Origin of the sequence: Flectobacillus sp. BAB-3569, assembly GCF_002270355.1 — a bacterium.
GTDB classification, from domain to species: Bacteria; Bacteroidota; Bacteroidia; order Cytophagales; family Spirosomataceae; genus Flectobacillus; species Flectobacillus roseus.
This window is the reverse complement of sequence record NZ_NJFZ01000034.1, coordinates 1-9395: the sequence shown is the minus strand read 5'-3', so window position 1 is coordinate 9395 and position 9395 is coordinate 1. Positions and strand designations below refer to the sequence as shown.

Genomic DNA, 9395 nt, shown 5'->3' with positions numbered 1-9395 from the left:
CTTCTTCTTTAGCAGGTCTTGCATCTGGATCCACTGGAGGAGCGATATCATCAGTATTACCTTTAACGCTTTCTGTTGCAGTATTACCTTTGATGTTATCTACCTCTGGTGGAGGTTCAGGTTTTTGTACCTCTTCATCACGCTTGATTTCCGGAGGTAAAAACTTAGTAGTTGTTACTTTCGGAATATCTTTTGGTGGTGGCGGTGGTGGCGGTGGTGGTGGTGGTGCGTATCCGATTTCTTCGGAGGTTCGGCCACTTTCATCACCTCTGCAATCACCTCTGTCTTTTCATCATCTTTTGGAGTCAAGCTGCTAATAATAAACGGTAGAGCAAGCGCACCAGCGAAAAGAGCAGAACCTATCATTACTGACCTCTTGACGACAGCTTGATAATTCTTTCTCAAAAAATAAGCACCGTATTCCTTATTCTTATCCTTAAAAATTATGTCGTCAAGCGTTGCGTTAGGGCTAATTACGTTTGACATATTTTCTCGTTTTGTTAACTCTGTTGAAATTCTTTTTTTGTTTTCAGAACCACAGAACTAAGATAAAACTATTTATTTAGTTCTACAACTATTTTATTAGTTTTATTTTAATTTCATTGGTGTGCTTAATTATTTTCCTGATTTCTTCACCATTTCCTCATCAATAGGAGTGATTTCAAGAAGAGCATAACGCTTATTATCAGTAATTGCACACTCATCGAGCAAATCCACCATGTTTTTATACTTAGCACCTTTAGTAGCTTTGATAACGATAGTGAAGTTTTGTCCGACTTGCTTTTTCAATCTAAATAATACTTGTCTGATACCTTGATCTGAGTAGTCAGTTACTTGAACGACTGTTGTAGCATCACCTGGTTTACCTTGATAGTAGTAAACTTTATTTTCATCTGGCAACACAGTAAGTGTTTCCGATGCTTTTACAGGAGATGTTTCCTTTGTCTCAGTTTTATCAGGCATACTAAGCTGCATTGTCACGGGCTTAGCCAACGTAGTTGTTAGCATGAAGAATGTGATAAGCAAGAAACCTAAGTCTACCATTGGCGTCATGTCAATCTTGGTAGACGCTTTCTTACTACGCTTTTTACCACCTTTCTTACCCCCACCGGACTGGTCTATTTCTGCCATAGTCGTTGAGTAGTTTTAATGTTGTTAATAGGATATCAATCTAGTTGCTTCGAAGGTTATGAGTACCCTACCCCACAATGCAGGGCAGGGTTAATAAACTACTGAGTACAACTTAATTAATTTCTTGGTTTGTTTTCAGGACCTGTGATCAACTGGAAAACGTTGATGTTTTGTTCTTGTAATGTACCTACAACCTGGTTGAAAACTTTGTAATTTGAGTTACCATCACCTTTGATAGCTACTTGTAGAGCAGGGTTTGCTAATTTAGCATACGTTACCCACAAGAAAAGCTCATTGTTTGCAGAATCGCAAGGAATACCTTGATAGTATCCTTTTGCTTTCCATGCCGATGGTTTTTCCTCCAATACTTGTTTTAGTGCTCCAGCTGGATAACCTACAATTTCAGAAGCCATGAAGTTTTTCTGCATTGTAGCCGAGATAGGAACACCAACACGGTTAGCCATTCTTTCCAACATCATCTGTTGTGCTTCCTTATCGTCAACACCCATGAAAATCTTGCCATCTGGCGCAACCGAAATGGTAATAACACCTTTTTCAGAAGGAAGCGGCTTTTCAGAGATAGACGTAGGAGGCGTAATGGTAACAGCTTCTTCAGGACGGAACTTCGCCGTCAACATGAAGAATGTGAGCAACAAGAATGCCACGTCACACATCGCTGTCATGTCCAAAGACACACTCTGTCTTTTTGCTTTTACCTTTGGCATAATGTTATTAATTTGAAAATTTGAGAAAACTTATATTTGAAAACAATCTTGGGATTCAGAAGAGCGAACTCTTCAGATTTTCAAATTGCCCAATTTTCAAACTATTAACTGTGGTGAGAAGCGAAGTTTTGGTTAACGCTCAAACCGATTTCGTCAATGCTATATGTCAATTCGTCAATTTTAGACGTAAAGAAGTTATAACCGATGATACATACAGCTGAAGTACCGATACCCAATGCAGTGTTTACAAGGGCTTCTGAGATACCGTTTGCAAGAGCTGAAGAGTCAGTTGAACCTCCCGAGTTACCCAAAGCCGAGAACGCTTTGATCATACCGATTACAGTACCTAATAGACCGATAAGGGTAGATACTGACGCCAATGTAGCGATGATAGTAAGGTTTTTCTCCAAAATTGGCAATTCCAATGAAGTAGCTTCTTCAACTTCTTTGCTCAATGCAGCCAATTTTTGTTCTTTGTCTAAAGAACCGTCTGTAGCCAATTGCTTGTACTTTTTAACAGCAGCTAAAGTAACGTTACCTACTGAACCTTTTTGTTTGTCACACTCTTTCAATGCACCTTCAACATCGTCTTTGTCCAAAGAAGCTTGGATTTTACGAACGAAAGCGTTGATGTCACCTGTACCTTTTGCTTTACCGATTGTAAGGATACGCTCAATAGAGAAAGTCAATGAAATCAAGAAACATGTCATCAAAACTGGTACGATGATACCACCTTTGTAAACGATACCAAAGTAGTCACCTGGAATTGGGTGTCCGTCTGGGTTGTTGTTCTCAAAGTGAGAAGGATCTCCCATTACGAATTTGTAAAGAGAAAGTGCTACAGCAAATAGAATCAAAATGATTACGCCCGCAGGGATACCGCCTGACTTTTTGTTTGCTGGTGCTGCTGGCTTTGGAGCAGCTGGTTTTGCTTGTTGTGTACTCATTAGTTTGGTAATTTGGGTTTAAGTTAAAAAACAATTTTTAGGTGATTTTTTAAAATAAATCTACAGAAAACTGTTTCAAGACAAAAGATTATTTCGATTGTTTTATGTTTTCTAGTAATGACAAAACTAACATAAATTTCTTTTAATTCTCATATCTCTATTGTCAAGTTTTTTTTAAGAAATTAGTCCGTATTCCACAAACATTGTATTATAGTAATATTTTAAAGCTCTATTCGATACTTTTGATGTACTTTTTGAAGAATTTGATTTTTACAAGAAAATATATAAACTTTTAAACAATATCTTATTTCGGGTAAATCTTATCAAGGATTGTTTCAATTTTCTGCATTTCATGAGTATTTACTACTGACTTTTGATAAGAAAAAACACTCATATATTTTTCTAGAATTGTATGCCCTCCCTCTAGGCGGATCCGTACCTTAGATGATTTATCCGCAAGAATCGATACTATATTACCGACTCCCCCTAAGTTAGGCGCTGGCTCTGCGTCGATTAATACAAATATTTCTGTTGCATTACTGATTGCCACTTTTAACTGATTCAAAATAAGACTCTCGGAATAATTATCAATGTCATAAGTTACAAAGTTGGCCGACCAGCCTTCTTGATGAATAATTTGATGCAATGGATTTTGGTAGCGCACCTCCATTGGACTCTTTCGTACTTGGATATATAACAATAATGTGTGCATAAGAATTGTATTTTTTCAGCTATTAGCTGTACCTTTGGGTGTTTATTCCTTACAGATATGGCGCAATATTATTCATATAATCGAGAAAATGCGAAGCGCAAAACAAGCGCCTCCTCTCTCAAAGAAGCAATCGAAGATATGCTTGAGTTTTACAAACTTCGTACAAAGTTTGATGAAACCTATGTAGCTGCTCATTGGGAGCAGATTATGGGAGCACCCATTGCTGCTAGAACAACTAAGGTATATATTACTGAGGCAAAACTATATATTCAACTGGATTCAGCCGCTTTACGAAATGAGTTGTTAATGGCCAAAAACAAAATTCTTCAATTAATCAATCAAGCAATTGGTGCTGAATTGGTCAACGAAGTTATTTTTCTTTAATAAAAAAGCCCTTGTGTAAGATCAATTACACAAGGGCTTTCGCTATATGGCAGCTGTTGATTTTTTCAACAATGCTATAGTCTTTTTGATTCCTTCAATTTCGCTTAGCGTTTCTCCTTCATACTCAATTCCTACGATTCCTCTAAAACCTGATTTCTTAATGACTTTCATCATTTTTATGTAATCAATTGTTGGTTCGTTGCCCTTAGCATCAAAGTTAAAGGTTTTGGCACTGACGCCCTTAGCATAAGGCATCATTTCGGCGGTACCTTTGTATGGGTCATATTGAGTTTTGCACTGGCTATGCCACTCGGCACCACTCCATTCCAAACAGAAGTTACCAAAGTCTGGCAATGTTCCGCAGTTTTTCATTCCAACTTCCTTCATAATACCCGCCAACCATGCACCATTGGCAGAATAGCCTCCGTGGTTTTCTACAATGATATTAATGTTATGGGCTTTTCCAAACTCACTCAATGTTCTCAAACTTTCTACACATCGCTTAGCCACTTCTTTAGGGTCACCTTCACCTCTTGAATTTACTCGAATAGTTTGGCAACCCAAAAACTGTGCAGCCTCCACCCATTTGTAATGGTTTTCGACAGCTTGCTTACGTTTTTGAGTATCAGCTTCTCCTAGCTCACCTTCAGCATCGATCATAATCAAGTGGTTACGGATTCCTTCATCCACAGATCTTGTGCGTAACTCTTTGAGATAGATTTTATCTTTTGCTTTATCAGGGAAAAATTGATTTACATATTCAACAATCTCTAAACCAAACTCTTTTTTGGCAAATTGTGGAAAATCTAAATTACTCAACTTACCACTAAAGATAGTTTTGTGCAAAGACCATTCGGCTAGTGATATTTCGTAAAAAGGTTTAGCAGCACTAGTTAACCAGTCGTTTGATGACAATGCTAGTCCTGCTAATCCTAATGAGGATTTTTTGAGAAAATCTCTTCTTGTTTGTTCTATCATAGTAAGTTTCAGTATGAAGGGTAAGATGATTTTACTTAAGCTATTTGTTGAATTTGGTGTTTTTTTCCTCTAAAATCAAATGAATCGCCTACAACTTTCCCCATCAACAATGCACCAATAGGCGATTGAGCTGACACTACCATCACGGCTTCTCCTGCAACTTTGATTGAACCCAAGCTAACAGCTATCAAAAATATCCCCATACTCGTATGCACAAGTGCACCCAAGGACACATGCTGTGGAGTATGCAATGGGTCTATTCTTTCAATTAAAACCCTTTCTTGACGAGCTTGTTCATATTGACGGGCATACATATCTCTATCTAACTGCCCCATAGCTCGTGCCGTTTCGTATTTGTCTCCAGCAGAACTTTTACTTTCCTCATTGGCAGAAGCTTGGGCAGCTTGCATAGCGCCCCAAGCAGCTTGCATTCGTTCTTCAAGCTGATTTTTAATATAGTCTATAACGTCTTGTTTCATGAATCTATTTGTCTAACAAAGCCATCACAACTTTGATTTTGTGGTAATCGTATTTGCCTTGCAACAAATCAAACACAGGTTTTACAGGTTCGCCTTTTTTGGTACCAAGCGTTTTCATAGCTTGAGCAATAGCATTAAACTCTACTGTAGTGACAAATTTGCGTAAATCTACAGGGTGACCTTCTTCAAAGAATTTTACCAAATGAGATACGATCGTAACAGGACTTAATCCTCTTCTTTCTGCTATTTCATCTAAGGATAACCCTTCTTCATAAAGTGAAAAGCTTATTTTAGCTGTATCTCCTTTTTCGCCTCCTGATTTACCTAAAGTTTTGATAAAATCTCGAATTTCTTTGAGGAAAGCATCACCATACTGTCTGAACTTCTGCTCTCCTACCCCTGATACATTGAGCATTTCGGCAGGAGAAATAGGTTTTTTCTGTGCCATATCCGAAAGTGTTGCATCTGAAAAGACCACAAACGGAGGGATATCCAAGTTATCAGCAATTTGCTTACGCAACAATCGCAAACGCTCAAACAATTCATCACGAACCACCTCACGCTTAGTTTTTTCCTTAGGCACTGCATTGGCTTCACGTTCGGCTTGCTTTTCTTCAAATGGTCTAAAGCGTACAAGTTGTACTTTTTTTCCATCCTTCAATACAGACCAAGAAGCGTTGTTTAGTTTGAAGGCATGTTGCTCGTCATAGGCAATATCCATAATACCCGAATTAAGCATTTGTTGAATATAGTCTGCCCATTCTTCATATTTCAAATCACGACCAGCACCAAAGGTTTTGATTTCATGATAACGATGTTCAATGATTCTTCGATTGTTAGAACCACGAAGTATATCAATCAACATACCCATAGCGATTCTTTCATTAGTACGTGCGATTGCTGAAAGAGCTTTCTGAGCTAGCACACTGGCATCAAACCTAATAGGGGGATTTTTACAAACATCGCAATTACCACAATCATGGTCGACCTCCTCGTTGAAATAACTCAATAGAATTCGTCTACGACAAATTTCGGCTTCTGCATATTGCTTTAATCTATCTAGTTTAGCTAATTGAACCTCTTTCATCTCCGCTGGCAATTCAGATTGCGCCAGCATATCCTTTCGAACAATTAGGTCATTGTAGGAATAAAACAAAAGCGTGTCAGCTTTTACGCCATCACGACCAGCACGACCTATTTCTTGATAAAAGCTTTCGATATTGGCAGGCAATGAATAGTGCATAACCCAACGAACATTTGACTTGTCGATCCCCATTCCAAAAGCAATAGTAGCACAGATCACCTGAATATCATCTCGTAAAAATTGGTCCTGTACTTTCGCACGCTCGTCGGTACTCATTCCTGCGTGATAGCATCGAGCAGATATACCAACCTTTAAAAGAGAGTCTGCTAGTTGTTCTGTGTTTTTTCTACTTAAACAATATATAATACCTGCTTTTCGAGGGCGTTCTTGAATAAACTTTTGAATAGTCTTCAAGCGATTTCGTCCTGGTTGTACCGACAATGATAGGTTGGGTCTGTCGAACGAACTAATAAAGACACGAGCTTCAGGAATTCCCAGCTGGGTCATTACATCTTTTCTAGTAACTCTATCTGCTGTAGCGGTCAATGCCATAAAAGGTACATTGGGCAAGGCAGACTTCAGCACGTGTAATTGAGTATATTCGGGTCTAAAATCATGTCCCCAAACAGATACACAGTGAGATTCATCCACGGCTACCATACTTACTTGCAAAGACTTTATCCAATCGAGGTATCCATTCGAAAAGAGTTTTTCAGGAGAAATATATAGTAGCTTTATTTCACCAGCTTTACATTGGCGTTCTATCGCAAATCGTTCGGTACCAGAAAGCGAAGAGTTGATATAAGCAGAAGGAATACCATTGGCTTGTAATGCTTGTACTTGGTCGTGCATTAGGGCGATGAGAGGTGAAATTACAATTGTAATTCCTTGCATCATCAATGCTGGTACCTGAAAACAAAGAGATTTCCCTCCCCCTGTTGGCATCAATACCATACAATCTTGTCCATACAATACCCAATCAATAATGTCAGCCTGAAGAGGTCTAAATTTATCATACCCAAAATATTGCTTGAGTACTTGTTCTTTTGTCAATGCCATTTTAGCAAAATATAAATAGTGAATGATGATGAAGATGTCTGTAAAACATAGCGTGTAGAATGTTGCATCTTCAACACAAAGTTAGCAAATGTTTGGGTTTAGGATAAAGCTAAGCTGTTGCTTGTACAAAATAAAAGCGGGTAAATACTGTACAGCATTTACCCGCTTTTGAGAAAAATCGTTTTAGAAACTAGTAAGCTCTAATTTCAACACCTTTCATAAAGTTTACAAAAGCTTTATTAACGACTTTGTTACCTCCTGGTGTTGGGAAATTACCAGTAAAGTACCAGTCACCAAGATTATATGGACAGGCTTTGTTTAGACTGTCTACTGTTTGATAAACAATTGCCAAATCAGCTTTTAAGTCTGCTGGTTTTACGATATCTGCGATTTTAGCTGAAATCTCCTCGTTTGTAAATGGTTCGTAAATCGCCTTCACAAAGTTTTGCGTATGAGCTGTTCCTAATTCAAAAGCACTTATACAACGACCCAAAGTATCTTCGAGAATATCTTCCATGTGACGCTCTTGTAACAATTCATAAGTTGCACGGAATGCCACAAAATCTTTCATTCTTGACATATCGATACCATAGCAATCTGGATAGCGAATTTGTGGTGCTGATGAAACAATTACGATTTTCTTAGGTCCTAATTTATCCAACAACTTCAAAATAGAACGTTCAAGAGTTGTACCTCTTACGATAGAGTCATCAATCAACACAACATTATCAACGCCTTTTTTGATTACTTCATAAGTTGTATCATACACATGTGACACCATATCATTACGGTCGGCATCATTGGTGATGAAAGTACGAAGTTTCACATCTTTAGAAATCAACTTTTCAACACGAGGACGGAAAGTTAATAACTCCTCCAAAGTCTCCTCTGCCAAACCTCCACCCATAATGGCTTTCTTACGTTCTTTGGCAAGATAATCCTCCAAACCTTCAATCATACCCAAAAAGGCAGTTTCGGCAGTATTTGGAATATACGAGAATACAGTGTTTTTGAGGTCGTAATTTACTTCTTGAAGTACTTGCGGGATTACCAAACGTCCTAATTCTTTACGTTCGGCATAAATATCTGGATCTGAAGCGCGTGAGAAATAGATTCTTTCGAAGCTACACGATTTCTTTTCGAGTGGTTCAATAAATTTCTTTTCAGAATAGTTACCACGTTTGTCAATAATTAAAGCATGACCTGGCTGTACTTCCTGAATATCTTCGTAATTACAGTTAAACGACGTTTTGATAGCTTGTTTTTCTGAGGCAACAACTACTACTTCATCATCGGCATACCAAAATGCTGGGCGAATACCCGCTGGGTCACGTGCTACAAAAGCAGATCCATGTCCAGTTACTCCACACATTGCATATCCACCATCAAAATCACGGCATGAACGCTGTAATACTCTTTGCAAATCAATGTTGTCTTCAATCACATCTGACAACTCTGGATTTTCGTAACTATGTTTGTGGAAGTCAAATTGACGTTGGTTTTCTTCATCGAGGAAATGACCAATTTTTTCCATCACAGTAACAGTATCCACTTTTTCTTTCGGATGCTGTCCTAATGAGATCAACTTCGTAAAAAGTTCTTCTACATTAGTCATGTTAAAGTTACCAGCAACTACCAAGTTTCTACTTCTCCAGTTGCTTTGGCGCAACATTGGGTGGCAGTTTTCGATTTCGTTTTGACCGTGTGTACCATAACGCAGGTGACCCAAAAACACTTCACCAGAGAATGCTACATTTTCTTGAATCCACTTGGCATCTTTAGCTTTGTCTTTGTGGTCTTTCAAGCCTTTACGAAACTTCTTGTAAATTTTTCCGAAAATATCAGCTACAGCATTTTGTTCTACAGAACGGTATCTACTGATATATCTGTGACCAG

The 9395-nt window shown here is 38.3% G+C and carries 9 protein-coding genes and 1 pseudogene; 2 read left to right on the top strand and 8 right to left on the bottom strand.

The window, feature by feature from the left end; genetic code table 11:
• A pseudogene (locus BWI92_RS27085) lies at positions 1 to 317 on the top strand (hypothetical protein); the annotation flags it as partial.
• A gap of 298 nt (positions 318 to 615) precedes the next feature.
• On the opposite strand, the gene BWI92_RS23685 reads toward BWI92_RS27085, so the two are convergent.
• From BWI92_RS23685 to BWI92_RS23670, 4 genes are all read right to left on the bottom strand, one after another.
• On the bottom strand, positions 616 to 1131 hold the full coding sequence (locus BWI92_RS23685) for a biopolymer transporter ExbD (RefSeq protein ID WP_095167523.1): 516 nt from the start codon (positions 1129 to 1131) through the stop codon (positions 616 to 618).
• A gap of 116 nt (positions 1132 to 1247) precedes the next feature.
• Positions 1248 to 1856, bottom strand: coding sequence for a biopolymer transporter ExbD (locus BWI92_RS23680; protein ID WP_095167521.1), 609 nt, complete (start codon positions 1854 to 1856; stop codon positions 1248 to 1250).
• Between the two features lie 104 nt (positions 1857 to 1960).
• Entirely contained in the window at positions 1961 to 2803 is an 843-nt protein-coding gene (locus BWI92_RS23675) for a MotA/TolQ/ExbB proton channel family protein (protein WP_095167519.1), read from the bottom strand.
• A 304-nt stretch (positions 2804 to 3107) separates the two neighbouring features.
• Positions 3108 to 3515: a hypothetical protein gene (locus BWI92_RS23670; protein WP_095167517.1), complete on the bottom strand. Its 408-nt coding sequence runs from the start codon at positions 3513 to 3515 to the stop codon at positions 3108 to 3110.
• A 57-nt stretch (positions 3516 to 3572) separates the two neighbouring features.
• Between BWI92_RS23670 and BWI92_RS23665 the strand changes: the two genes are divergently transcribed.
• Positions 3573 to 3899: a DUF721 domain-containing protein gene (locus tag BWI92_RS23665; protein ID WP_095167529.1), complete on the top strand. Its 327-nt coding sequence runs from the start codon at positions 3573 to 3575 to the stop codon at positions 3897 to 3899.
• A 42-nt stretch (positions 3900 to 3941) separates the two neighbouring features.
• Here BWI92_RS23665 and BWI92_RS23660 read toward each other — a convergent pair whose 3' ends face one another.
• From BWI92_RS23660 to BWI92_RS23645, 4 genes are all read right to left on the bottom strand, one after another.
• Entirely contained in the window at positions 3942 to 4877 is a 936-nt protein-coding gene (locus tag BWI92_RS23660; RefSeq protein WP_095167514.1) for a sugar phosphate isomerase/epimerase, read from the bottom strand.
• Positions 4878 to 4912: 35 nt separating this feature from the next.
• Positions 4913 to 5356, bottom strand: a complete 444-nt coding sequence (locus BWI92_RS23655; RefSeq protein WP_095167512.1) for a transcription elongation factor — start codon at positions 5354 to 5356, stop codon at positions 4913 to 4915.
• Between the two features lie 4 nt (positions 5357 to 5360).
• On the bottom strand, positions 5361 to 7499 hold the full coding sequence (gene recQ, locus BWI92_RS23650) for a DNA helicase RecQ (RefSeq protein ID WP_095167510.1): 2139 nt from the start codon (positions 7497 to 7499) through the stop codon (positions 5361 to 5363).
• A gap of 190 nt (positions 7500 to 7689) precedes the next feature.
• Positions 7690 to 9395 (bottom strand): amidophosphoribosyltransferase (locus BWI92_RS23645; RefSeq protein ID WP_141234900.1); only part of this gene is annotated, 1706 nt, incomplete at its 5' end.

Bases quoted from the DNA above. Each gene is read 5' to 3' on its own strand.
- BWI92_RS23655 (WP_095167512.1), bottom strand. From the start codon at position 5,356: ATGAAACAAGACGTTATAGACTATATTAAAAATCAGCTTGAAGAACGA.
- BWI92_RS23675 (WP_095167519.1), bottom strand. From the start codon at position 2,803: ATGAGTACACAACAAGCAAAACCAGCTGCTCCAAAGCCAGCAGCACCA.
- recQ (WP_095167510.1), bottom strand. From the start codon at position 7,499: ATGGCATTGACAAAAGAACAAGTACTCAAGCAATATTTTGGGTATGAT.
- BWI92_RS23660 (WP_095167514.1), bottom strand. From the start codon at position 4,877: ATGATAGAACAAACAAGAAGAGATTTTCTCAAAAAATCCTCATTAGGA.
- BWI92_RS23670 (WP_095167517.1), bottom strand. From the start codon at position 3,515: ATGCACACATTATTGTTATATATCCAAGTACGAAAGAGTCCAATGGAG.
- BWI92_RS23685 (WP_095167523.1), bottom strand. From the start codon at position 1,131: ATGGCAGAAATAGACCAGTCCGGTGGGGGTAAGAAAGGTGGTAAAAAG.
- BWI92_RS23665 (WP_095167529.1), top strand. From the start codon at position 3,573: ATGGCGCAATATTATTCATATAATCGAGAAAATGCGAAGCGCAAAACA.
- BWI92_RS23680 (WP_095167521.1), bottom strand. From the start codon at position 1,856: ATGCCAAAGGTAAAAGCAAAAAGACAGAGTGTGTCTTTGGACATGACA.